Origin of the sequence: Dolichospermum sp. FACHB-1250 (assembly GCF_014696335.1) — a bacterium.
Lineage (GTDB): Bacteria > Cyanobacteriota > Cyanobacteriia > Cyanobacteriales > Nostocaceae > Dolichospermum > Dolichospermum planctonicum.
This window is the reverse complement of record NZ_JACJPZ010000012.1, coordinates 50,858-74,046: the sequence shown is the minus strand read 5'-3', so window position 1 is coordinate 74,046 and position 23,189 is coordinate 50,858. Positions and strand designations below refer to the sequence as shown.

Here is a 23,189-nt window from a genome sequence, read left to right as displayed (position 1 = left end):
CTGCGTTAAATTTCCGATAATTTAAACATCAACATGACGACCCTTTTGGGGAAAAATCCCTCCTGGCTTCCATTGTAAAAACACAATAATTAAAGCAAAAACCATCACCTTAGCCATACTTGTTGTCGCAAAAAAACTAAATAAATCAGCCAAAGGCTTAACCGGACTCAACAACAAGGCTAAAGTTCCCGAACCAATCAAATAATTAGTTGTCCCAATTCCCAAAGCGGCCAAAATCGTACCAGCTAAATTACCCACACCACCGACAACCACCACCATAAAGGTGTCAATAATGTAATTTTGTCCGGTATTTGGTCCAACAGAACCAAGTAAACTAATTGCACATCCAGCCACACCAGCTAACCCTGAACCCAGGGCGAAAGTAATTGCATCAACTTGTTGAGTGGGGATACCCAAACAGGCGCTCATGCTGCGATTTTGGGTGACAGCCCTAATTCTTAATCCCCAATGAGAACCTTGCAAAAATAGATAAATTCCCCCCACACAAATAATCGTCAAAGCAATAATAAATAACCGCGCATAGGGTAATTGTACACCGGCTAAAGATACACCAGCTTGTAACCAACTAGGGGCTGTAACATCTACATTTTGAGCGCCAAACCAAGGTAAAGTTACCCCTTGCTGATAAGTTTTACTTAACAAATTACAGATTGTAATTGTCAATCCTAGGGACAAAAATAGTAAAACTCCCACAAACCAATTACGAGTTTTCTGGAAATTATTCCGAGAATTTAAAATCCATAAACCCCCAAAAAACAGAAGAGAAAACAAAGCTATCCCGATGATCAATAATAAATTTACACTGCGGACAAACTGCTGAAAAATTAAACTTACTCCCCAGGTTGCTAACAGAGTTTCTAAAGGTCGTCCATAGAGATAACGAATTACGCTTTTTTCCAGAATTAATCCTACACCAGCGGTGAAAATAAAAGCGATAATCAAAGCCAAAAATATATAAACATCAAACCAAAACCCACCCAATTGCTTACAAACATTTTGCACCACAAAAGTTGTATAAGCACCAAACATCATTAGCTCACCATGAGCCATATTAATGACACCCATTAAGCCAAATATGATGGCTAATCCTAGCGCAGCAATTAATAAAACAGCGCCAATACTAACACCATTAAAGACAGCTTCCAAAAAACCTGTTAACATTTTCTCCCCGCAATTATCAATTTATTTCTAATAGTCAGTTGTCAGTTATTGGTTATTTTTTAGTTATTTTCACATCCCAAAATTGCTACTCAACAAAGTACAAATATGAATAGTAAAACTATTGTGGGGTGGGCATCTTGCCCGCCTATATGTACCTGATTGAGATGCAGTTGTATAACTAACCGCTGACAACTGACCACAAAATTAACCTTTCTTGTATTTACCACCTTTGGCGGGATCTGACCAATCACAAGCAAATCCCTTAGTCTCTTTCACAAATTGATTCCAGGGAACTGGTTCAACTGGTGCGGGGGTAGCATAAACAATGTCAAATAGGCCATCCTTTCTGACTTGACCAATGCGCACAATTTTTGATATGTGATGATTGGCATTAACTGTCACTTTTCCTTCAGGTGCATCTATAGTTTGACCATAGGCCGCAGCCCGGACTTTCGCCAAGTCAGTTGTAGTAGCTTTTTCTACCGCTTTTTTCCATAAATACACAGCAATATAAGCGGCTTCCATAGGATCATTTGTTACTCTATCTTCACCGTATTCTTTCTTAAAGGCTGCCACAAATTTCTTATTAGCAGGTGTGTCTACTGTTTGAAAATAATTCCAAGCAGCATAATGTCCTTTTAGATACTCCACACCAATGGCTTTAACTTCCTCTTCCGCAATACTCACAGACATGGAAGGATACTTTTCTGGTGTCAATCCCGCTCCTTTCAACTGTTTGAAGAAAGCAACATTACTATCACCATTAAGAGTATTGTAAATTACACCACCCTTTGGTAAAACTTGCTTAATTTTCGTGATAATAGCTGTTACTTCCGTATTACCCAAAGGTAAGTAATCTTCCCCAACAGTTTTCCCACCTAAAGCCTCTAATTGAGCTTTAATAATGTTATTAGCAGTGCGGGGGAAAACATAGTCAGAACCGACTAAAAAGAACTCTTTACCTTTATTCTTCAACAACCAATCAACAGAAGGTTCAATTTGTTGATTTGGGGCTGCACCAGTGTAAAAAATGTTTTTAGAACATTCTTGACCTTCATACTGCACAGGATACCACAGCATATGGTCTTTACTCTCGAAAACTGGCTTGACATTTTTGCGACTAGCGGAAGTCCAACAACCGAAAACTACAGCTACTTGATCCTGGTCAATCAATTTAGTAGCTTTTTCTCTAAAGGTATCCCAATTAGAAGCGCCGTCTTCCACAACTGCTTCAATTTGTTTACCTAAAACACCCCCAGCAGCGTTAATTTCCTTAATTGCTAGTTTTTCCGCGTCTACCACACTTTTCTCGCTAATGGCCATTGTACCACTGAGAGAATGTAAAATACCTACCTTGATGGTTTTACTATCCGTACTAGCTACGGTAGGTGTACTGGTAGATGCTGCGGGACTATTCGCAGTGTTGGGGGTATTATTAGCACAAGCTTTTAAGAAAATGCTACTACCAATACCCGCTGCACCGTAAAGCAGAAACTTACGTCGGTTAAATTGTCTACCCATATTTTTGATTAGTTATCTTTTTAAAGTGAGATATTAGTTCTATATTTAACTATTAAACTGTGATTTGCTATACAAAATTGTAATTTATTTTAATAAAAATCTACCTCAAGATAGATGAAAAATATAATTTCTTTCTCATCGGGATTGGTGTAATAACCACATACCTAGCCACCTCCCCACCAGCGATTAGCAGGTTAGGATATCCTCATATAATTATAAATATCTGTATAGATGCTAAGATTCATATTAAATGTGATTAAGTATACAGTGATATTGGTGAAATTAAAAACTTGATCATCAATCTCTATCTTAAAAAACCTCATGTTGCTATAGTTTTTAATAACTATCAATCATCAGCAGTTATGACAAAATACATCATGTGGGGAAGTTACTGTGAAGACGTATTAACCAAACGTGAACCCTATCGTCAAGATCATTTAGCAGGATTAGCAAAACAGAAGCAAGCGGGGATTTTGATTACTATTGGACCGACAAAAGATATAACTCAGGTTTTTGCTATTTATGAAGCCGAAGACGAAAACACCGTTCGTCAATTAGTGGAATCTGATCCCTATTGGCAAAACGGTATTTGGATAGAGTATGCTGTTAAAGAATGGATTCAAGCTTTTTAGTCAATTTTCGCAAAGATAATTAATTCATAATTGGTTGGTAACTATGAGTTAATTATCCCTTCAACGCTTTTCTAAAATTGCGACGATAGGATGGGTTAGCCAAAAACAAAGCAGGCCACAACAAAGCTAAACCTATGCGGTTGGGTAAAGTTTGGTTAAAATTAGTTCTGTTAAATCCGGTCCAAAATTTCCACACACCACCAACATAAATCACGATTAGTCCAAAAATAAGTAATTTGATCATTACCATCAACTCTCTTAATCTAGGAAAGGGGAAAGCCAAGTAGTTAAACGCAATTAATCAGGGTTGTCTAAAAATCACTATGGGTGGATTTGACTCAAAATAAAGCGCAGACGGTCATAATCATCCTTGAGTAATATACTCAGGTGTCGTCCGGCTTTAATCAACCATTCTCGCTCAGTTTTACGTAACTGATACACTCCACGTATAGCTGCTGCGACCAGAGAATCTACTGGCGCAGCATTAATCATCAGTAATGTTCGCAGGAAATCCAAATCTTCAGTAAACTGAATAATGGACTCTGGTTGACACCGATAAACAGCTTGGTGAATTTGTGGGGGACGAGGTGGCAAATATTGATACATATTGCCATGATGACTATTTATAGATTTTTCCTCAAATCCCACAATTGCGGCTCTAAATTCAGTTTTTAGCATAGCAAATATTTGGGGTTGTTCCTCACGCAAAGCTTCTAAGGATAACCCCAAAGCAACCGCCCGATGTACAGAATCAACAGGCATAGTTGTGGCATGATACACTATAGCATAAACTTGATTACCAGATTCTTCATCCACAGCACTCACCCAACTACCGAAAGGTGGCATTGGTGGGAAGCTCAAGTCTTCCGGTTCTAAACACTGGGCCAAAAATTCTGTAGTATTGGTTTCAATTACCTCTGCAAAATGGTGAGAGTGAGAATAGGGACTATTAAGTCTGGCTTCGCTATCACCCGTAGTAAAATGTGGTAAAGGTAGACGCATAAACAATTAAAAATTAAGAATTAAGAATTAAGAATTAAGAATTAAGAATTAAGAATTAAAAATGGACGACACGCAAGTGTCACAAAAAATTATCATCTTTTCTTTGTAGTCAGGACTTTAGCCCTGACTACGATCTCATGTATTATGCAAGTTGCGTGTCTAGAATTTAATATTTACTAATGACCACTGACTAACTTGCTATTTCCCCGTTTTCTGAATTGTAGTTTCCACAGGTTCTAATTCTGTGAGACGGAAAGTAATTATTTTATCCCAATTACCACCTTCAAACAATACAGCTATTTTACCATCACTAACTCGTTGTACAAGTCCTTCAGACCGATAATATGTATCTGCGGGATTTTTGACGCGAACAGTTGTTCCAGGCAGTATCATCATATTTACCCTTTTTAGTTTCCTATTCTTAGCTTAATGCCTTCAGGAGGGAGTTTGGTAATTAGTTATTTGGTCATTGGTCAATAACCTGTTAAGAGTTCCCTAATAATAGCTTATTCCTTTTGATTTGGCTTTTGTCAGATAATTTCATTCCTCAACTATAACACAGATGATTATGTTTGACTAGATCTGACTATATTTTTGTGATTTAAACTCAATACTTTTGACGTTGACGATAATTAGCTACGGATTCTACTATACCAATAGCAATAAAGTTAGTCAACATAGCCGATCGCCCATAACTCATCCATGGTAAAGGAATTCCTGCCACCGGTGCTAAACCAACGGTCATGCCAACATTAACAATAAGTTGAAACACAATCATGGATAAAACACCAATGGCTAAAAGCGAACCAAAGTTATCTTTAGCGGTTTGTGCTACATGAAGTAAGCGGAAACAAATCAAGCAAAAGATAGATAGTAAAATTAAGCACCCCACCAGTCCAAATTCTTCAGCAACGGCCGAAAAAATAAAATCTGTATGCTGTTCGGGAACGAAATTCAGTTGAGTCATAGGACCTTTAAATAAACCCCAGCCCCAAATTTCACCAGCGCCAATAGCAATACGAGATTGAATTAAGTGATAACCCGCACCCAGGGGATCATGTTCAGGGTTAATAAATACACTCAACCGATTTTTCTGATATTCTTTTAATATATGATTCCAGGCAAAGATACCTAATTCACCACCGAGCATATTTAGACACAATGAACCAATAGCAGCAATACCAAATCTCTTCCAGGGGAGACTAAACCAACCGACTATTCCCATGGCCACTGCCCATATTAAACCTAATATACTCAATGATATTTCTTTAGATAAAATTATGGGTGTAGATAATGGCCAAGATATACTAAATAGAATTGCAGCTATGACAGGGGAAATCATCAGTATCAACCAACCGGGGTTAGCATTTGCCCAATACAACATTCCTAGAAATATAGCCCCAAATACAAGAGATGTGGCTAAGTCTGGCTGTAAAAATACCAATGCCCAAGGTATAGCCGTAATTGCCAAGACCCGGAAAACACTTTCCAGTGTGGAGGCTGTAGACTTATGTAATAAAGCAGCTAAGGTGATAATTAATCCTATTTTGGCAAATTCTGAGGGTTGGACATTAAAACCAGCTATACTAATCCAACGCTGTGCGCCTTTGGCACTAGTACCGGCCAGCATGACGGCTATTAAACTAAAGTTGGTTAGCCCGTAAATGAACCAATGCCATTGTATGAGATTTTCGTAACGGCAACGAGCTAAAAATAAGGCGATAGTTGAGCCAATACCGGCTATTAACCAGTGCCACCACCAGTCAGTTACAGGTTGCTTGAGTTCTGTACTCAGAATCATTAGCCCACCAAACATACTAACGGCAACGGGTAGAAAAAACAATAGCCCGTCCATTTGTTGCCAAGGCTTGAGCCAATATTGCCAACGCATTTTCGGGAAAGAAGGTTTTGATAACATTGTGTGCGGCAGAGGACTTTAAAGGGGTAATGGGTAATGGGTAATTGGTAATTGGTAATTGGTAATGGGTAATTGGTAATGGGTAATTGGTAATTGGTAATTGGTAATGGGGAATTGGTAATTGGTAATTGGTAAGAAATTATTCCCAATCACCTCCTCCCCAAGTTTTATGTCAAAGCATTAACTGATACCTTACCTGCTACAGTAAGAGCGATCGCTGTTAAGGCTTTAGCTGCGGCTGTGTCAGGTTCACCAATAACTATTGGTACACCATTATCACCGCCTATTCTCGTAGAAATCTCTAATGGTACACATCCTAACAAGGGGACTCCTAATTCTGTGGCTGTTTTAGAGCCACCACCAGAACCAAAAATGTCATATTGTTTATCTGGTTGATCTGGGGGGATAAAATAGCTCATATTTTCCACAATTCCCAAAATTGGTACATTTAGCTGCTGGAACATTCGCAAACCCTTGCGGGAATCCAACAGGGACACCGTTTGTGGTGTAGTCACAATTACAACCCCTGCCATGGGTACAGCTTGGGTTAAAGTTAATTGAGCATCTCCTGTTCCCGGTGGCATATCCACGATGAGATAATCCAATTCTCCCCATTCTACTTGATAGAGAAATTGCCGAATTACACCATTGAGCATGGGACCACGCCAAATCACAGGCTGATCTTGATCAATTAAGAAGCCCATAGAAACTAGTTTAACACCATGATTAAATGCTGGTTCGAGAATGTCGCGGCCATCGCTGGAACGAACATTAATTTCAGCGTCACTCAAACCCAACATGGTGGGATCATTGGGTCCGTAAATATCCGCATCTAATAAACCGACTTTCGCCCCGGTTTGTGCTAAAGCAACTGCAATATTTACCGCAACTGTACTTTTGCCAACACCACCTTTACCGCTGGAAACAGCAATAATATTTTTCACTCCGGGAACGCCATTGCGGTCTGGTAAGCTTTTTTGCTGGGGTGTTTCTGCTGTGACTTCTATAATTACATCTGTGACACCGGGCAACTTTTTGACAGCTTTTTGACAATCTTCAACTATAAATTCCCTGAGAGGACAAGCAGGGGTAGTTAACACTAAAGTGAAACTAACCTGGCCACCATCAATTTTAACGTTGCGAATCATATTTAGTTCTACCAGACTTTTGCGAAGTTCTGGATCTTCTACTGGTCGCAACACTTCCAGGACTGAATGGGAATTTAGGACATCATACATACTGTGTTTACCGTTGTCGCTTCTATAAAGCTTAAAAAATTTTCATTGATAGATGAATCTTAACTTTATTGGGGTCATTAGTCATTGGTCAAGAATTTCCCAGACTCTAAAAATCAAAGCAGCCACCATGTAAAGATTTTTTCTGGGATAATCCAGGATTTTCTACAGATTCTATCAGCGCTCTAGCGACCCGATCTACATAAGGACGAGATAAAGACCAAATTAGGGGGGATAACCAACCACGCAAAGTCACAGAATAAGATAAGTAAGATCCGCAGATGGTTGATTCTACTTGGTATATTATTCTTTCTTCTATACCAGGAATTGCTAAAACCCGGATACTTAACGTCTGTTTGGGACTGACTCGTTCTACAAAAATCCGAATCGGAATTGGCCAAAACCTTGTCACTGCTTGAAAAATTAAGCCCGGTTTGGGGACTAATCCTAAGGGAACATTGGTACTTTTAAGTAGAGGATGCCAGGAAACATCTGTTAAATCTACGACTTTTTGCCAAAGTTCATCTACGGAGGCAGAACTGATTTCCCGATAGGTTCGCACTAAGGATGCACAAAAGCGCCGACGTTTACCGTGGATGAGTTTGGATAACCAATTTGGTATGATTTTGATCTGCTGCATATAACTGTGACAATGCTTAACATTGCTTTATATTTTGTCTGGTAACTATGACTGTTGAAAAAATTGTACTCAAACTCCTCTTTGTGGAAAAAACTATGAACAAAGTCTGTAAACAGAATCATAAGATTATTTGTATAACTAGGAAAATGATCCCTCAGATATGATATCTGTGGATGAGAATAACTTTCCGCGCTAAGGGAAATTTGCAGGCGTTTTGAACGGTTGTCTTTTCACCTATAATAAAAAGCTGTTCTGACAGATTAAGCCGGATTTTTGACCCTGACTGCTGACAAGTTTTGACAACAAAAATTTGTAATTGTTTAGAAATCGTAATTTTAGGTTCGGGAATTTATGTTAACCAACTCGCAAACCCCCACTATCACAAAAGAATCACCTAATTTTCTCCCTGGTGTCAATGCTCAGGCTAGAGTTAGTCAGTTTATGCAAAATGTTCAAGACCAAATTACCCAGGGTTTGGAAAAATTAGATGGTGTTGGTAAGTTTCAAGAAGATAGTTGGCAGCGTCCAGAAGGGGGTGGTGGGCGATCGCGTGTACTACGAGATGGTAGAATATTTGAACAAGCTGGGGTGAATTTTTCTGAAGTTTGGGGTTCTCATTTACCACCCTCGATTTTAGTCCAACGTCCAGAAGCAGAAGGACATGGCTTTTACGCAACTGGTACTTCTTTGGTGTTACACCCACGCAATCCTTATGTACCTACAGTCCATTTGAATTACCGCTATTTTGAAGCAGGTCCTGTGTGGTGGTTTGGTGGTGGTGCGGATTTAACACCTTATTACCCCTTTGCTGAAGATGCAGTTCACTTTCATGAAACTTTAAAACAAGCTTGTGATCAACATCATCCCGAATATTATCCTGTGTTTAAACGTTGGTGTGATGAGTATTTTTATCTTAAACATCGGGGAGAAACACGGGGAATTGGCGGTTTATTTTTAGATTATCAAGATGGTCAAGGTTCTATATATCGCGGTCCAGATCCTCATGGGGACGCTGCTATTTATAGCAATCAGGTAGGGGATTTACCATCACGCACTTGGGAAGATATATTTGCTTTGGTTCAAGACTGTGCTGGGGCATTTTTGCCAGCCTATACCCCGATTGTACAACGTCGGCATGAGATGGAATACGGCGATCGCCAACGGAATTTTCAATTATACCGTCGCGGTAGATATGTAGAATTTAATTTGGTTTATGACCGAGGAACAATTTTTGGACTCCAAACCAACGGTCGCACAGAATCAATTCTTATGTCTCTACCACCTTTAGTTCGTTGGGAATATGGCTATCAACCAGAACCAAATTCTCCCGAAGCTGAGTTGTATGAGACTTTCCTCAAACCTCAAGATTGGATCAACTGGAAACCAATTCAACAATAGGCAACTGATAAATGATTGATAATTGACAGTTATCAATTTCCGGTTATTGCCTAAAAAACCATGACACTAAAGGAGATTTATAGGTAAGTATCATCCCATATACATGAATTGATACTTACTAGATTGTGGTGGGTTTACCTGGGAATATAGCTTTCAGAGAACTTGAACTATTTAGCCCTAATTGGTTCATACTAGAAAATGGAAATGCGTCCCTCTTAAAAATTCTCTTTGTGAATAACGTCCGTACGGTATCTGATACAAAAAAAACATTCTATCACCTTCATACCAGGCCGATTAATACTATTTACCGCCGGGTAGTGGAAGAATTGATGGTAGAAATGCACCTACTGTCAGTCAATGTTGATTTTAGCTATGATGGGATTTATGCTTTGGGCGTTGTGACAACTTTTGACCGCTTCATGGCTGGCTACCAGCCAGAACAAGATCAAGAGTCAATTTTTCAAGCAATTTGTCACGCAGTGGAACAAGACCCCCACCGCTACCGACAAGATGCTTCTAGATTACAAGCTTTAGCAGCCAATGTACCAGTTCAGGATTTAATTGCCGGTTTGAGTCAAGCAACTCTCTTAAATCAAGATGCAGATTTACAAAGGCAACTAGAGGCAATTGCAGCCAATTCCAACTTTAAATACAGTCGCTTATTTGCTATTGGTTTATTTGCATTATTGGCAGAATCTGCTCCGGCATTTGTCAAAGATGATACACAACGAACTGAAGCACTAAAAACGATAGCCAAAGGGTTACATCTTTCAGAAGACAAACTGATCAAAGATTTAGAACTATACAGTTCTAACCTAGAAAAAATGGCGCAAGCACTCATCGTCATGGCAGATATATTGTCAGCAGATCGCAAAAAACGGGATCAACGACAACAACAAGCGGACACGACTACAGCACCATCTAGTATCAATGACTAAGTAATGGGTATCGGTGATAGGTGATAGGTGATAGGTGATAGGTGATAGGAAGTAATTACCAATCACCAATTACCAATTACACACCCAATAATTTGTAAATAATATTATTGATAATAGTAAGTGCAAAAGCACCTAAAATAGCACTCCAAATACCAAAACGCAAATAGAAACCATCTACCAACCAAGCAGCAATACTAAAACAAACAACAGCTATCATAAAAGTGAAGATACCAGATAATAAATCAAAACTGGCTAAACTGGGAATCACAAACAAAAGTTTGAGAATTGGCTTAACGAGTGCTGTAATAATACCTAAAACTGCTGCGGATAAAATTGCCTTTTCTGGAGTATCAATTTCCACTCCCAAAGGTAATTTACTAATAATAAACAAACTAATAGCGGTGACTAACCAAACAATTAACAGCGTCGTAATATCCATTACCATAACCCCTGAAATGTAAATGGTGATTGGTGATAAATTACCTGGTTAACTTGGTTTCTGGATATGAAAATCTTTGTAGCTTAACCAATTATTTACAAATTAACAGAAGTTTTTTCCAGAACTGGAATTTATTCTAAATATCTTTAGGTTTACTTTCCTTATCAATAAAAATCTCCCCATAAACTCGTAATTGAGGAAAATATGGAGAGATATAAACATACAAAATTTCAGGTGAAATGGTATTAATTTTGAGGAGAAGAATTATTTTTTCCCGGTTTTACAGGTGCTGGCGGTAAAGTATTATTGGGAATTGAAATACCAGGAGTTATTCCCTTTCCCGGAACAGGAAATAAATTTGGGTTATCGGGTGGTAAATAATTCAAGTTTCCCGGTGGGTTAATTCCTGGGTTAACAGGATTATTAGGTATTACCGGAACAGGAATAGTAGGGAAGCTAGGTGAATTTGTCAGTGGTTGAGATGATCCAGGAATAATTCCCAAAGATACCCGATTTCCTCCCACCTTCCTGAGCAAATCTAATGTTTGAATAACATCATTATAAGTTGCTGTACGTGACGCATTCAATACTAAAATCCCCTCTGGATTTGTTTGGATATATTGCTTTAAACGTGATTCCAATTCCTCCCGACTTACAGGTTCTTTTTCTATATATGTCATCCCCACAGCATCAATTGTCACGGGTAAAATGTTATTTTTAGTTTGGGAATTAGCAGCAGAACTTGTACCTGTACTAGCTTTGGGTAAATCAACATTAATCGCTTGTTGACGAGTAAATTGTAAAGCTGCTAATAAAAAGAATGTCAGAATACAAAAAACAACATCAATTAAGGGGATAATTTGAATCTGAACGTCTTCAGTGGGAGTGTCTAACTTAACTTTCATCTTCTTCTCCTGGTAAAGAGTTCAATTGGGAATTATCAATTGTACCCTCTGACTCAATTACAGAATTGTCGGGAAATGATTTTTCATTTGAGACTATCCCTAGAGTCATTCTGTTAGGATCAGGAGGATACTGACGGTAGAGTAATTCCATTTCATTTCCCGCTTTATTGAAAACCTTAACTTGGTTAACAACAAAACTTTGAAATAGGCGGTAGAATACCAAACTAGTAATTGCTACTATTAATCCTGCGGCTGTACTAATCAAAGATTCCCCAATCCCAGTGGTGACACCAGCAGCAGACTCTGTACCTAAATCACCAATACGAATTGAACTTAGGGAATGGATCAAACCCAGAACTGTACCTAACAATCCTAGCAGAGGCGAGAGAGCAATTACAGCTTCTAAAAGTTTTTCCCCCCGTCGCATTCCCGCTATTTCGTCTGCTGCGGTTGATTCTAGCGCCAATCTAAAGGTTTCTGGATCGTTTTTCTTTAGGCGTAAAGGTGCATATAAAAACCTACCAATGGGCTGATTTCTTGCTTTTTCAGCAATTGCTTCCGCTATTTCCCAATTTTCACCAGCAGCATCCAGAACACGATTAACTATTTTTGTTTCCTGGGTAAGAATCTGTAACCAGAACCAAAAACGTTCAAAAATCACACTTAGTGATAGCACTGATAAAACCAGCAAAGGCCACATAGAGGGACCGCCCTTCTTGAACAAGTCAAAAACTATAGAGGTCCCACTCTTATTCAACAAATCTGAAATATCCACTGTTTAAGTTTCCTCACTCCATCACTAGTAATCAAAGCATTTTCATTTTCAAGAGTAATGCAATACTCACAAAATTTTCTAATTAATTACCAAGGATTAACATCTTCTATACACAAGATGGCGGTTATTCCCACCGGGAGTTTAGAGGATTATTTGCCAAAATAAAAAAATCACTGGAGGTTAAGAGTATGAACTTCTCAATTCAATCCCTTTATACATGGTATCGGAATACATTACGCAATCCTAAATACCGTTGGTGGGTAATTATCGGTACGGTGGCCTATTTAATCAGCCCTTTGGATATTTCTCCAGATTTTATTCCTATTATTGGTCAAATTGATGATGTTTTACTTTTAACTTTATTCGTTACTGAAGTTTCGGGACTAGTAATTGATGGTTGGAAAGCTAAAAAAGGGACTGTAGAAAATAGTACCAGCAATACAGTTAATAATGCGCCTCCTACTGGGGAAACTGTGGATGTTGATTCTGTTTCTGTTAAGTAGTGTTGGAATGTAAACGGAATTTTAGATGCAAAAAAGCGATACCTTACCTTAGGTCAGCTTTGCTATTGCACTTCCTAATCTAAGAGTTATCAAACTGACTGGAGGTATGGTTAACAAAGTGGTTTAATCGTTTGTTTCTATAGGTCAGGATTTAGGAATGCTCTACCCTGGCCTATATAGGTTTTTTGTAATCTGTTAAAAATTCAAATCTCTACCGTCATGATCATCACAAAATAGATGGCGACACTATTCCTGGTAATATATATGAAAAGGTGATTTCTACTTTTATATGCGGCGTGACTCTATTTTTTATTATTTATTTCAAAAATACCCAACGCTACTGTTTGAGCTATTGGCAAATCCTCCGGTAAACGCGGCTAGTTATCGCTTTGATTCGGTAGCGGTAAAAGAACCAAAGTTTGAAATTGATGGGGTGTTTTTACCACCAGAAACGGAAACACCAGGAGTTGTTTATTTCTGTGAAGTACAATTTCAAAGAGATGAGCGACTGTATGAACGTTTATTTGGGGAGTTGTTTCTCTATTTTTACAGAAATAGGGAGCGTTTTCAAGATTGGCAAGCGGTGTTAATTTATCCAACTCGGAGTACAGAACAAGGGGATATTCACCCCTATCGCGCACTTTTGAGTTCAGAACAGGTACATCGAGTATATTTGAATGAGTTGGGAGAATTTGAACAATTACCCCTTGATGTGAGTTTGTTGGTGTTAACAACCCTAAACCAAGACAAAGCACCAGCAGCAGCGCGATATTTAGTCAACCGTTGTCAACAGGAGTTACAAGCACCAGCGGATAGTCGTGCCATATTAGAAATAATTACCACGATCATGTCTTATCGGTTTACTCGTTTAAGTCGTTTGGAGATAGAAGCAATGTTAGGTATAACTTTTGAGCAAACTCGCTTATATCAAGAACTAAGAGAAGAAGCGACAGAAATAGGTATGCAACAAGGTATACAACAAGGTATACAACAAGGTATACAACAAGGTATACAACAAGGTATACAACAAGGTATACAGGAGGGAGAAGTAAATCTGATCCTGCGGTTGTTATCTAAAAAATTTGGGGAAGTGCCTAGTCAGCTAAAAATGCAGATTGAGAAGTTATCTCTGGAACAATTGGAAGATTTAACGGAGGTGTTGTTAGATTTTGCGAGTTTAGATGATTTGGTTAGTTGGTTGCAAAATTTAGAGGTTTCTGAGAAATAGAAGCGAAGTTTTGATCTATATCCATTCCAAAATTCAGCAAGTAATACCTCGGAGTCATTGCTTTTATCCTTTATACGTTTCAATGAATTTTATGAGAATTTATCCGGCGATCGCATTTCAAGAACATAGGAATGTACCCCCCATTAATGTTGGGGGTATCAATGCTTTATTTACCCAATGATTCAAGTCGTAATAGCCATGAATTAAAGTGAGGACATTTATTCCGAATTATTTCCAGTCCAATTGATTCAGCCAATAATGGACCATAAGTAGATTTTGCTCTTTCATAATCAGGAAATTGGGCAATAATACGTTTACTGGGGGCTGTTTCCTTGCTATCATTAATCAACTCAGGAGTTTCATGTTTATCGGCCGCAGCTTTGAGAATTGCAACCCGATCTGAGCAATGATCATAAAAGGACTCAAAACAAGTAGGATCAGAAAAAAGGTAAGCTTCATATTCATGCAGTTGAATGTACGGTATAAATCGAGGATCATCAATATCATTAGCAAAGCTTTTCTCTAAAAACTCAACTCGTTTTATGGGATTTTGGCGCATAATTTCAGATTCCTTTAATCCCGGAAAATTATAATGAATTGCATACAAATCAATCATGGTGGTAAAGAAAACATCTGTATTTTTATCCTCCGCAAGCGATCGCAAAATATCATCCTTCATTGGCTGATAATCACCATAACCACTACCACCACGATTAGTTTTACCCTTTTTTCTTCCATGAGCAATGAGTCTAGGGTGGTGCATAAATACTTGATGTTGCGCCAGGTGTGGTTGCAGGATAATAGAAGCAAATGTTTGTTCAGTTTGTCCTTCTGCAAATAAATAGAGTCTTACCATTAGTGTGGACCTCCACCAATGATATTTTTTTCCCAAATTTCTCCTAAACTATATTCTTCTAACCATGCTTCTAATTCTTCAGGATTTAACCGCCTAAATTGCGATTCCTTACCCACTCTATCTACTGTAATTACATCTTCAGCATTAAAGTTATCTAAAAAAGAAGTAGATTGGGTGCTAATCAAAATTTGTGTATGATAGGAAGCTTTACCAAACATCGCAGCTACAACATTGAGCGCGTAGGGATGAAGACCAAGTTCCGGTTCATCAACAATAATGAGTTCTGGAAGTTCATTTTCTGGCTGCAAAAGCAACGTAGTCAAGCAGATAGCACGCAAAGTACCGTCTGAAAATTGGTGTGGTCCAAATACTTGATCTGATCCTTTTTCTCGCCAGTTGAGAATAACATTATTCCCCCTAGGTTCAAGGACAAAATCATCAAAAAATGGGGCAATTAGACGGATAGTTTTAATAATACGCTGATAGGCTGTACTATGATCTTCGCGGAATCTCAGAAGTAATGCAGCTAAATTTCCCGCATCAGACACCAGGTAGCGGTTATCATCAATGTAACAGGATTGACGAACTCGCGCGGTAGATGAAGTATCGTGAAAGTGGTAAACACGACAGAGATTGAGCAAATGTTTGATAGTATTGGCAATTGTTGGTGTACCTGCTTGTGCTGCTTTGTTGATTTTTGTTTCTTGATGTCCCGCACCGAAGGAGTAAGTAGTTAAAGGTTGAGGTAGGTGTGAGCCGTTTCGCGTCCCTGTTTCTTCAGCAAAGATTAAAGTATCACCTGCTGCATGAAGTAGACAAATGGTATAGATAATATCCACACTCCCATTGTCAATCTTAAACTTTAGTTTTGCCTCGATTTGCGGTGTTACCTTTGGTCCAAAGTGTAAGAGAGATTGAGCGTAACCGGATATACCGATATATTGTTGAAGTCGTCCGGCCATCATCTCATTTAGCATCTTGAAAAAGGAGATCAGATTGCTCTTACCTGCTCCATTAGCTCCAATCAATATATTTAAGGGACGCAATTCAATATCCATTGTCTTAATAGACTTGAACCCCTTAATAATTACTCGTTGTAGCATAGTTGATAATTAGTATTTATACCAAGAATAGCAAACGTTTAAACATCTTTCACAAACTCCGTTAAGAACCTAAAGGCCTTCAAAATATAATTAGCGCAATCTTGAGGAGAACTATTATAAAATGATGGCCAGGCACTAGCTTTATCTTCATCATAATTATCTTGACGATGGGGATGATTTTCTAACCAAGCTAACCGCACTGCGTGACCGATTAACACATCTAAAACGATATATTCTTCAATTTGCAAGTTTGGGTTATTAGCGACAATTGTAGCCAATTCCATCAGGGCTTCTACATTGACTTGACGATATTCAGGGGCTTCAATTTTATTCAGTAAATGTTCAACCAATAAAGCAAAATTTCTTTCTCCGGCGGTCATTTCTGAAAGCATAATTTCACTTTCTAAACGATTCCGGCGTTCTAATTTATCACCAATGACTACACCTTTGCAATGCTGCATTAATAGCCAAACTTGTTTAAAAAAGTCCTTGGGTACACGATTTAATGCTCCTTCTGCTTGACGAAATCTGCGCCAACCATGGGGAGGAACTTCTATTTCTTGACTGACTACAGGTAACACAACCCAAGCGATATCACTTTCTTTTTGTTTGACGTGCAATGATTCCTGTTGACGCAATAAATTACTTACACCACTATATCCAGTTAACACTTGACGCAGACGCATTTTCACTTCAAAAGGTGATAACTCCATTAATTTCTCATAAGCTTCATCTTGGGTGAGATTAAATTCTCTAGCTATGTCGCTAGTAATTAAAAGAATCAGATAACCGACTCTTAATGTGATAAAACCGCGAAATAATTTTGGTTCAGATTTGATTAAAACACCAAGATAAATGAGAATTTCTTGTGTTAAAACCCGGTCGCGGATATCTTCACGACAGAAGTTATTGATTTTCTCAGCAATTTCATTTGCAGACATGGGAACAACCATTAAAGAAGCCTGACTATAAGCCCTCCCGACTGCAATTTGCTTTCCTTGCACCAAAATACTTGTTACCGCGTCTGATAAGCCAATATCAAGCATTTGACGTAAACCCGCAGCCCGTCGTACCACCGCCCAAATCCCTAAATCGCCGGCTTTGTTGTAAACTTCATCCAGTAAATCAGCTACAGTGACTTTATGATTTGGACCTGCATAACCTGTATTAAATTCTAAACCCCGTAAGCGACTTAATGTTTGCAGTAATTCAATCTGCTCATAGATATTTTCCGATGAACGCAAATATTGTAATAATAAATTTAAGTTGGTTTCGCATTCCATTTGAAATTCTTGAGTATGTCCCAAAGACCAACTTTTTTCTAAATGGGAAGTCAGATAATTACAACGAATTTTTTGATTAATTACTGATGATTGAGATAATGTTATGTCTGACAAAAAATCAATTTTTTGAATTGCGGCTGTCAGCATTAATTGATTTAATTTTCCTAATTTTACCTGCACTCCATGGCAAATACCATCTTTGAGTTCTTGCATTAATTCTAATAATGCTTCTGCACCAGTTTCTAGCATTGTCCGAGTAATCATTAAGGTCAAAGTCGGACGACCTAAATCACTCCAATATTTTTGAATATAAGCTAATTCTCCTCTAATTTGATCTACTAAAAAGTGATAATCAAGAGTTAGATAAAACTGCTGAGAATCTAAAAATGATGGTAAAAATACTACTGTTTGATCTTGAATTTTAAAAAATCTTGATGTCGTTAAACTTCTCAGTCTTCGCAGGGGACGACCTGTTAAACCTAATTGATCATTTCTACCAATTTGGGTATAAATTTGCGAAAGTTCTTCAGATTTTCTGACTTGAATTGGTGCTAATTGCTTAGGTGTTTGGGTTTCAATTCCATATATTTTTAACTGATTTTGTAATTCTTCATCTTCGGCTATTAAAGCAATTTGTACTAAGGCACTTCTGCTTTTTCCTACGCTTAAATGTCTACCTAAAGGATCAATATCTCCTAAGGAAATTAAACCCTCGCTTAACATTTCTCCCAGATAATATAAACTTTGCGCCCAAACTAGGGGAATATTTTCGTTAGGTAATCTTAACTGAGTTTGGGGATTTAATTTTTCAGATTCTATATTTTCTTCAGGAACATAATATAGTTCTGGTAATAGCTGTAATCCATTTTGTTCTACCAACAATGATTTTAAAAGTTGTTGATATTTCTCAACTTGTGCTTTTTCACCGCGAAATAATCCATCAAGAACTAAATAAGTGAAAAATAATGGCCATTCACATTCAATATGCTCAAATTCTTTCAGTTCGCTAGGTTCATAATGCAAACGTTCGGTATCTTCTAAAACTGTTTGATGTCCATCTCTTAAAAAGCGTTTACAGCCATATTTTCCGGCTAATTTACTCACAATTTCTTTAAAGGTTCGCTCTCGTAATTTATCATCTTTGACAGCAAAAGCGGGATAACTAATAATGCTTAATAACGCTGCATCAATTTCTTTAGAACCTGATTCTCTGGGTAATAATGATTCTAAGGTGATTCTTGCTCTGGCAATTTCATCTGGTAAAACGTGAATTACTGAGGCTTGACTACCATAAACACCAAATAAATTGAGTCCATTTACTGCTTCTAAAGCTGCTTTAGCCATTCCTAAAGAACTGGCGTTTAATTCTGCATTACCATGATTAATTTTATTACCCCGTTCCCAAATTCCAAAATCTGGTGTCCGGTAAGCTCTGCCAATATAATAAACTAGATTTTGAACAAAGTTAACTTCATCTAATGTAAAAATAATTGATAAGCCACTGGCGGTCATTTCTGCTAACATTAACAAGAAGATAGATGTAGCGTCAAGTTGTAAATGTCCCCATTCATCATCACCAACCACAATATCACCTGTGGACGTATTGTATTTGGCGTGAAGTCCATCTAATAAAGATTGTGTATATTTAAATTTCTCTACTTTATGAGCTTGTCGCATCATAGCAAATAACAGGCCACGCATTAATTTGACAACACTATGTTCTAGTTCATAAGTGCGACCACCGTCACTATCTAATTTGCGATATGCTAAAGCTAAACCCCAAACTGCTAATATACTATACACATTATCTCGCACCCAGGCATCTGTATAATCACCATGAGCAGTCACAGCGGTACTTGCGGGTAATAAACCAGTAATGGGATTTTGACGCGCTAAAATAATTGTTTTGATTTCCTGATAATAAGAATCTAAGCGGGTTGTGAATGTGGTAGATATGTTCATTATGCTGATGATAAACTGCTGAAAAATTTAACTCTGTTGGTGTCGGGTGAATAAATAAGAACTTTTTACAATTTCTCCTGTGGGTGTATGCAAAAACCTGGGGAAGTTTTTACAGACAAGACACATTATAATCATAATATGCGACGTGACTCTATTTTCTATTAATTATTACCAAGATTATTTATTCTATTCTCGCTTGACTCCCTTAATTCGTGTTGAGATAGAACCAAGGTTAGATTTAAGTTTTCAGAATACTCGCTTGTATAAAGTGCTAAGAGAATAAGTTACTGAAATAGATATATTTTTATTGATTGTATCCCAGTTACCATGATCTGAGTCAGTGACAACAGAGTAAATATTCTGAAAATATCTTTTCTCCTGTTTGCTATTGAGTGAAGGCGAACTTTATCTTAAAATGATGAGTAGACATTTAGTGAAGTGGTTTATTCAAATTGCCTCTTCCTATCGAAAATGAACCAAAAGTAGTTAAAAGTAACATGAATCACCTGTGAGTAGTTCCTAAAAAAGCTAACAGCTTGATGTTGGATACTCAAAACAAGGTAGATTAAGCATTTTGAGTATCTTATGAGTATGATCAAAAGTATGAAAACTGAAAATATTGATTTTCCGGTACTACACTCGGAGTTATTCTTGCGTCACCGTCTACAAGTAGTAGAGGAATTGTGGGAAACAGTTCTCCGGCAAGAATGCGGTCAAGAAATGGTAGATTTATTACGTCAACTGCGGAATCTGTGTTCCCCGGAAGGACAAGCCACACATCACCAAGCCGCCTCAGCCGTAGAATTAATTGAACAGTTGAATATCAATGAGGCTATTCGTGCCGCCCGTGCTTTCGCGCTCTATTTTCAGCTAATTAATATTATTGAGCAGGAATACGAGCAAAAGCAGCAATTAACCCGCTATGCAATTCAACCTGATCAAAAACTTTTTCCCAGTATCATTTATGCTACCAACCAACGGGAGGAAGATGTACTGATTACCAAAGAAGTAGGTAGCGACTTAATGACACCGGAAACCCAGCAAAAAGGCAGTTTTGCGGCTTTATTTCCGCTATTATTTCAATTGAATGTTCCCCCACAACAAATTCAACGTCTGATTTCTCAACTGGATATCCGCTTGGTTTTCACCGCACACCCCACGGAAATTGTCCGTCATACTATCCGAGATAAACAGCGTCAGGTGGTACATCTTTTACAAAAAATGGATGATAGTATCACTCGTGCTGGTAGTTATCCTTGGGAAACAGTAGAAATCAAAGAGAGGTTACTGGAAGAAATTCGTCTCTGGTGGCGTACGGATGAATTGCATCAATTCAAACCGACGGTTTTAGATGAAGTAGATTATGCCCTTCACTACTTTCAAGAGGTGTTATTTGATGGGATTACACAATTATATAAACGCTTTAAATACTCCCTAGAGGAAACTTTTCCCTGGTTACAACCACCGGGGACAAATTTTTGCTCCTTTGGTTCTTGGGTAGGTTCAGACCGAGATGGTAATCCCTCCGTGACACCAGAAGTAACATGGAAAACCGCCTGTTATCAACGGAAAATGGTTTTAGAGCGGTATATTAAATCTGTGAAAGAGTTAGTGACATTACTGAGCGTTTCTATGCAGTGGAGTGATGTATTGCCAGATTTACTGGAATCTCTGGAGTTAGATCAATCACAGCTAAGTAGCGTTTATGACTCTTTAGCTTTAAGGTTTCGTCAAGAGCCTTATCGCCTGAAGTTATCTTATATACTTAAAAGACTAGAAAATACACGAGATCGGAATTTAGCCTTATATAATCGAGAAACGCCGCAAAATGAAGATGCACATAAATACCGGTCTGGTACAGAATTTTTAGCGGAATTGTTATTAATTCAACGCAACTTGCGGGAAACAGGTTTAAGTTGTGCGGAGTTAGAAAATCTGATTTGTCAAGTAGAAATATTTGACTTTAATTTGACGCAATTAGATATTCGTCAAGAATCCTCTCGTCATGCTGATGCAATTAATGAAATTCTGGAATATTTGCAGCTTTTACCGCAATCTTACCATGAATTATCGGAAGAACAAAGAATAGCTTGGTTAACCGCAGAATTGCAAACTCGTAGACCATTGATTCCCGCTGAATTACCATTTTCGGAAAAAACCAATGATGTTATTCAAACCTTCCGCATTTTGCGATCGCTGCAACAAGAATTTGGTATCAATATCTGTCAAACTTATATTATTAGTATGTGCCGTGAAGTTAGCGACGTACTAGAAGTTTTACTATTAGCCAAAGAATCAACCTTATTTGACCCTGTACTTGCGGTGGGGACAATTCGCGTTGTGCCTTTATTTGAAACCGTAGAAGATTTACAACGCTCCAGAAGCGTAATGCAACAACTGTTTGAACTGCCCTTGTATCGTGCTATGCTGGCTGGAGGCTACGCTGCAATTAACAATACAGAGGCACAAGCACATCCATCTATTGCTACACTGAGTCCTAACTTACAAGAGGTAATGCTAGGGTATTCTGATAGTAACAAAGACTCTGGTTTTTTAAGTAGTAACTGGGAAATTCATAAAGCCCAAAAATCACTCCAGAAAATTGCTGAAAGTTATGGTGTAAATCTGCGGATTTTCCACGGACGCGGGGGGTCTGTGGGTCGCGGTGGCGGTCCTGCTTATGAAGCAATTTTAGCCCAACCAGGTAACAGTATTAGCGGCCGGATCAAAATCACCGAACAAGGGGAAGTATTAGCTTCCAAATACTCCTTATTAGATTTAGCCTTATATCACTTAGAGACTATCACCACAGCAGTAATTCAAGCGAGTTTATTGGGGACAGGGTTTGATGATATTGAACCTTGGAATGAGATCATGGAAGAATTAGCTCATGCCTCCCGTCAGCACTATCGTAACCTAATTTATGAGCAACCTGATTTTATTGACTTCTTTCACCAGGTTACACCCATAGAAGAAATCAGCCAATTACAAATTAGTTCTCGTCCGGCCCGTCGTCCATCTGGTAAAAAAGATTTAAGCAGTTTACGAGCTATCCCATGGGTATTTAGTTGGACACAAACCCGCTTCTTATTACCTTCTTGGTATGGAATTGGTACAGCTTTACAAAAATTTCTGGACGAAGAACCAGAACAACATTTAAAATTACTGCGCTATTTTTACCTAAAGTGGCCATTCTTTAAAATGGTGATTTCTAAAGCAGAAATGACCTTAGCAAAGGTGGACATGGAAATGGCACGTCATTATGTCAACGAATTATCTAACCCTGAAGACAAAACTAGATTTGAGAATGTTTTTGAACAAATTTCTAGGGAATTTTTCCTCACTAGAGATTTAGTTTTAAAAATCACTGGACACCAAAAACTATTAGATGGTGATCCAATTTTACAACGTTCTGTACAATTAAGAAACGGAACAATTGTGCCTTTAGGATTTATCCAAGTTTCTCTCTTAAAACGCTTGCGTCAGTCTAAAAATGCGCCCACAACCGGCGTAATTCACTCCCGTTACAGTAAAGGAGAATTACTCAGAGGTGCATTATTAACCATTAACGGTATTGCAGCAGGAATGAGAAATACTGGTTGATAAAAGACCATAAGGAAGAGACATTCTATTTCTTCCTTTGCGCGAAACAAAAATATCATCAAAAAC

At 38.1% G+C, this 23,189-nt stretch carries 21 protein-coding genes; 6 read left to right on the top strand and 15 right to left on the bottom strand.

The window, feature by feature from the left end:
• Positions 1-21: 21 nt before the first annotated feature.
• Both urtB and urtA read right to left on the bottom strand, forming a co-directional pair.
• Positions 22-1,182: an urea ABC transporter permease subunit UrtB gene (urtB, locus tag H6F39_RS06310; RefSeq protein WP_190371942.1), complete on the bottom strand. Its 1,161-nt coding sequence runs from the start codon at positions 1,180-1,182 to the stop codon at positions 22-24.
• Between the two features lie 204 nt (positions 1,183-1,386).
• Positions 1,387-2,703 (bottom strand): urea ABC transporter substrate-binding protein, encoded by a 1,317-nt coding sequence (urtA, locus tag H6F39_RS06305; protein ID WP_137907606.1) that lies wholly within the window; start codon positions 2,701-2,703, stop codon positions 1,387-1,389.
• A 362-nt stretch (positions 2,704-3,065) separates the two neighbouring features.
• On the opposite strand from urtA, the gene H6F39_RS06300 reads away from it, so the two are divergent.
• On the top strand, positions 3,066-3,335 hold the full coding sequence (locus H6F39_RS06300; RefSeq protein WP_137907607.1) for a YciI family protein: 270 nt from the start codon (positions 3,066-3,068) through the stop codon (positions 3,333-3,335).
• A 52-nt stretch (positions 3,336-3,387) separates the two neighbouring features.
• On the opposite strand, the gene H6F39_RS06295 is transcribed toward H6F39_RS06300, so the two are convergent.
• The 7 genes from H6F39_RS06295 to H6F39_RS06265 form a co-directional block, all read right to left on the bottom strand.
• The gene (locus tag H6F39_RS06295) at positions 3,388-3,579 is read right to left on the bottom strand and encodes a hypothetical protein (protein ID WP_028083513.1); all 192 of its coding nucleotides are present in this window, start codon (positions 3,577-3,579) and stop codon (positions 3,388-3,390) included.
• 77 nt (positions 3,580-3,656) lie between these two features.
• The gene (locus H6F39_RS06290) at positions 3,657-4,337 is read right to left on the bottom strand and encodes an HAS-barrel domain-containing protein (RefSeq protein WP_137907608.1); all 681 of its coding nucleotides are present in this window, start codon (positions 4,335-4,337) and stop codon (positions 3,657-3,659) included.
• Between the two features lie 198 nt (positions 4,338-4,535).
• On the bottom strand, positions 4,536-4,730 hold the full coding sequence (locus H6F39_RS06285; protein ID WP_137907659.1) for an NAD(P)H dehydrogenase subunit NdhS: 195 nt from the start codon (positions 4,728-4,730) through the stop codon (positions 4,536-4,538).
• A gap of 214 nt (positions 4,731-4,944) precedes the next feature.
• Positions 4,945-6,255 carry a rod shape-determining protein RodA gene (gene rodA / locus H6F39_RS06280; RefSeq protein WP_137907609.1) on the bottom strand — a complete coding sequence of 437 codons (1,311 nt, stop codon included), beginning with the start codon at positions 6,253-6,255 and terminating at the stop codon, positions 4,945-4,947.
• 18 nt (positions 6,256-6,273) lie between these two features.
• The gene (locus tag H6F39_RS06275; RefSeq protein ID WP_199290875.1) at positions 6,274-6,408 is read right to left on the bottom strand and encodes an alpha/beta hydrolase; all 135 of its coding nucleotides are present in this window, start codon (positions 6,406-6,408) and stop codon (positions 6,274-6,276) included.
• Positions 6,409-6,422: 14 nt separating this feature from the next.
• Positions 6,423-7,493: an Mrp/NBP35 family ATP-binding protein gene (locus H6F39_RS06270; protein ID WP_190396403.1), complete on the bottom strand. Its 1,071-nt coding sequence runs from the start codon at positions 7,491-7,493 to the stop codon at positions 6,423-6,425.
• A 106-nt stretch (positions 7,494-7,599) separates the two neighbouring features.
• Positions 7,600-8,130, bottom strand: coding sequence for an SRPBCC family protein (locus H6F39_RS06265; protein ID WP_137907612.1), 531 nt, complete (start codon positions 8,128-8,130; stop codon positions 7,600-7,602).
• A gap of 351 nt (positions 8,131-8,481) precedes the next feature.
• On the opposite strand from H6F39_RS06265, the gene hemF reads away from it, so the two are divergent.
• Together hemF and psb29 are read left to right on the top strand one after the other, a co-directional pair.
• Positions 8,482-9,528 carry an oxygen-dependent coproporphyrinogen oxidase gene (gene hemF, locus H6F39_RS06260; protein WP_190371941.1) on the top strand — a complete coding sequence of 349 codons (1,047 nt, stop codon included), beginning with the start codon at positions 8,482-8,484 and terminating at the stop codon, positions 9,526-9,528.
• Between the two features lie 230 nt (positions 9,529-9,758).
• Complete coding sequence (psb29, locus tag H6F39_RS06255) at positions 9,759-10,466, top strand: photosystem II biogenesis protein Psp29 (protein ID WP_137907614.1); 708 nt, start codon at positions 9,759-9,761, stop codon at positions 10,464-10,466.
• A 76-nt stretch (positions 10,467-10,542) separates the two neighbouring features.
• Here psb29 and H6F39_RS06250 read toward each other — a convergent pair whose 3' ends face one another.
• From H6F39_RS06250 to H6F39_RS06240, 3 genes are all read right to left on the bottom strand, one after another.
• Positions 10,543-10,905, bottom strand: coding sequence for a phage holin family protein (locus H6F39_RS06250; protein WP_137907615.1), 363 nt, complete (start codon positions 10,903-10,905; stop codon positions 10,543-10,545).
• 245 nt (positions 10,906-11,150) lie between these two features.
• Positions 11,151-11,810, bottom strand: a complete 660-nt coding sequence (locus H6F39_RS06245) for a biopolymer transporter ExbD (RefSeq protein ID WP_137907616.1) — start codon at positions 11,808-11,810, stop codon at positions 11,151-11,153.
• Positions 11,800-12,510: a MotA/TolQ/ExbB proton channel family protein gene (locus H6F39_RS06240; protein ID WP_137907617.1), complete on the bottom strand. Its 711-nt coding sequence runs from the start codon at positions 12,508-12,510 to the stop codon at positions 11,800-11,802. The genes H6F39_RS06245 and H6F39_RS06240 overlap by 11 nt, the downstream gene beginning before the upstream one ends.
• A 263-nt stretch (positions 12,511-12,773) precedes the next feature.
• Between H6F39_RS06240 and H6F39_RS06235 the strand changes: the two genes are divergently transcribed.
• Both H6F39_RS06235 and H6F39_RS06230 read left to right on the top strand, forming a co-directional pair.
• Positions 12,774-13,088, top strand: coding sequence for a YkvA family protein (locus H6F39_RS06235; protein WP_137907618.1), 315 nt, complete (start codon positions 12,774-12,776; stop codon positions 13,086-13,088).
• Positions 13,089-13,377: 289 nt separating this feature from the next.
• Complete coding sequence (locus tag H6F39_RS06230; protein ID WP_190371940.1) at positions 13,378-14,316, top strand: Rpn family recombination-promoting nuclease/putative transposase; 939 nt, start codon at positions 13,378-13,380, stop codon at positions 14,314-14,316.
• 166 nt (positions 14,317-14,482) lie between these two features.
• Here the strand turns inward: H6F39_RS06230 and H6F39_RS06225 are convergent, their stop codons facing one another.
• The 3 genes from H6F39_RS06225 to H6F39_RS06215 are packed head-to-tail and all read right to left on the bottom strand — an operon-like array spanning position 14,483 to position 19,520.
• Positions 14,483-15,172, bottom strand: a complete 690-nt coding sequence (locus H6F39_RS06225; protein WP_190371939.1) for a DUF4276 family protein — start codon at positions 15,170-15,172, stop codon at positions 14,483-14,485.
• Positions 15,172-16,275, bottom strand: coding sequence for an AAA family ATPase (locus H6F39_RS06220; RefSeq protein ID WP_137907621.1), 1,104 nt, complete (start codon positions 16,273-16,275; stop codon positions 15,172-15,174). Before H6F39_RS06220 ends, H6F39_RS06225 begins: the two co-directional genes overlap by 1 nt.
• Before the next feature lie 38 nt (positions 16,276-16,313).
• The gene (locus H6F39_RS06215) at positions 16,314-19,520 is read right to left on the bottom strand and encodes a glycoside hydrolase family 15 protein (protein ID WP_190396402.1); all 3,207 of its coding nucleotides are present in this window, start codon (positions 19,518-19,520) and stop codon (positions 16,314-16,316) included.
• Between the two features lie 603 nt (positions 19,521-20,123).
• Between H6F39_RS06215 and ppc the strand changes: the two genes are divergently transcribed.
• Complete coding sequence (gene ppc / locus H6F39_RS06210) at positions 20,124-23,123, top strand: phosphoenolpyruvate carboxylase (protein ID WP_236097100.1); 3,000 nt, start codon at positions 20,124-20,126, stop codon at positions 23,121-23,123.
• Positions 23,124-23,189 lie beyond the last annotated feature (66 nt).

What these genes read in the sequence shown, in the direction of transcription:
- urtB (WP_190371942.1), bottom strand. Translation starts at nt 1,182, where the DNA reads ATGTTAACAGGTTTTTTGGAAGCTGTCTTTAATGGTGTTAGTATTGGC.
- urtA (WP_137907606.1), bottom strand. Translation starts at nt 2,703, where the DNA reads ATGGGTAGACAATTTAACCGACGTAAGTTTCTGCTTTACGGTGCAGCG.
- H6F39_RS06300 (WP_137907607.1), top strand. Translation starts at nt 3,066, where the DNA reads ATGACAAAATACATCATGTGGGGAAGTTACTGTGAAGACGTATTAACC.
- H6F39_RS06295 (WP_028083513.1), bottom strand. Translation starts at nt 3,579, where the DNA reads ATGATCAAATTACTTATTTTTGGACTAATCGTGATTTATGTTGGTGGT.
- H6F39_RS06290 (WP_137907608.1), bottom strand. Translation starts at nt 4,337, where the DNA reads ATGCGTCTACCTTTACCACATTTTACTACGGGTGATAGCGAAGCCAGA.
- H6F39_RS06285 (WP_137907659.1), bottom strand. Translation starts at nt 4,730, where the DNA reads ATGATACTGCCTGGAACAACTGTTCGCGTCAAAAATCCCGCAGATACA.
- rodA (WP_137907609.1), bottom strand. Translation starts at nt 6,255, where the DNA reads ATGTTATCAAAACCTTCTTTCCCGAAAATGCGTTGGCAATATTGGCTC.
- H6F39_RS06270 (WP_190396403.1), bottom strand. Translation starts at nt 7,493, where the DNA reads ATGTATGATGTCCTAAATTCCCATTCAGTCCTGGAAGTGTTGCGACCA.
- H6F39_RS06265 (WP_137907612.1), bottom strand. Translation starts at nt 8,130, where the DNA reads ATGCAGCAGATCAAAATCATACCAAATTGGTTATCCAAACTCATCCAC.
- hemF (WP_190371941.1), top strand. Translation starts at nt 8,482, where the DNA reads ATGTTAACCAACTCGCAAACCCCCACTATCACAAAAGAATCACCTAAT.
- H6F39_RS06250 (WP_137907615.1), bottom strand. Translation starts at nt 10,905, where the DNA reads ATGGATATTACGACGCTGTTAATTGTTTGGTTAGTCACCGCTATTAGT.
- H6F39_RS06245 (WP_137907616.1), bottom strand. Translation starts at nt 11,810, where the DNA reads ATGAAAGTTAAGTTAGACACTCCCACTGAAGACGTTCAGATTCAAATT.
- H6F39_RS06240 (WP_137907617.1), bottom strand. Translation starts at nt 12,510, where the DNA reads ATGTGGCCTTTGCTGGTTTTATCAGTGCTATCACTAAGTGTGATTTTT.
- H6F39_RS06235 (WP_137907618.1), top strand. Translation starts at nt 12,774, where the DNA reads ATGAACTTCTCAATTCAATCCCTTTATACATGGTATCGGAATACATTA.
- H6F39_RS06230 (WP_190371940.1), top strand. Translation starts at nt 13,378, where the DNA reads ATGCGGCGTGACTCTATTTTTTATTATTTATTTCAAAAATACCCAACG.
- H6F39_RS06225 (WP_190371939.1), bottom strand. Translation starts at nt 15,172, where the DNA reads ATGGTAAGACTCTATTTATTTGCAGAAGGACAAACTGAACAAACATTT.
- H6F39_RS06220 (WP_137907621.1), bottom strand. Translation starts at nt 16,275, where the DNA reads ATGCTACAACGAGTAATTATTAAGGGGTTCAAGTCTATTAAGACAATG.
- H6F39_RS06215 (WP_190396402.1), bottom strand. Translation starts at nt 19,520, where the DNA reads ATGAACATATCTACCACATTCACAACCCGCTTAGATTCTTATTATCAG.
- ppc (WP_236097100.1), top strand. Translation starts at nt 20,124, where the DNA reads ATGAAAACTGAAAATATTGATTTTCCGGTACTACACTCGGAGTTATTC.